This is a genomic window from Streptococcus sp. 3613 (assembly GCF_013277375.1).
Taxonomy (GTDB): domain Bacteria; phylum Bacillota; class Bacilli; order Lactobacillales; family Streptococcaceae; genus Streptococcus; species Streptococcus pseudopneumoniae.
Genome location: NZ_VMMV01000102.1, coordinates 1 through 847, shown reverse-complemented (window position 1 = coordinate 847; position 847 = coordinate 1). Strand labels below are relative to the sequence as shown.

The 847-nt window shown below is 32.9% G+C and carries 1 protein-coding gene; it reads left to right on the top strand.

Going from position 1 to position 847, the window contains the following annotated elements; translation table 11 throughout:
• Positions 1-31: 31 nt before the first annotated feature.
• The coding region (locus HT708_RS10645; RefSeq protein ID WP_172926368.1) for an ATP-binding protein at positions 32-847 on the top strand (816 nt) is incomplete at its 3' end.

Below are 847 nucleotides of genomic sequence, written 5' to 3'. Positions count from 1 at the left end.
TTTGTATTATACTATCTTTGAGGTATCTATTATGAACTATATTAAAAGACCACATTATTTAGATTTTTTAAGAAGACATCGTGACCGACAAATCATCAAAGTTGTGAGTGGAGTTAGACGAGCTGGTAAATCTGTTCTCTTTCAACTCTATAAAGAAGAGTTACTCGCAACTGGGGTAGACGAGGATCAGATTATATCCATCAATTTCGAAGATTTGAGTTACTATGAACTGCGACATTTTCAAACATTATTTGCTTATATAAAAGAGCAGTTAATTGGAGAGAAAACATACTATATCTTTTTAGATGAAATTCAACATGTTGAAAAATTTGAATTGGTAGCAGATAGTCTATTCATCTTGCCAAATGTTGACCTCTATTTTACTGGATCAAACGCCTACTTTATGAGTAGCCAATTAGCTACAAACTTGACTGGTCGGTATGTTGAGATAGAGGTTCTTCCTTTGTCATTTGAAGAATACCTATCAGGTCAATCTCTCACAAAGAATCTGAATACAACAGAAATTTTTAACAATTATCTCTTTAGTGCATTCCCTTACTTATTGCAAACATCATCTTACGCTGAAAAAATTGACTATCTCAGAGGAATATATAACTCCATACTGTTAAATGATATTGTCACTAGATTGGGAAATCCAAATCCTACTATTATTGAGCGCATTGTCCGAACCCTTCTCAGTAGTACAGGTAGCTTAATATCAACAAATAAGATTCGTAATACCCTGGTCAGCCAAAATGTTTCAATCTCCCATAATACTTTAGAAAATTATTTGACGACTTTGACAGATAGTTTACTTTTTTATTCCGTTCCACGTTTTGATGTAAAA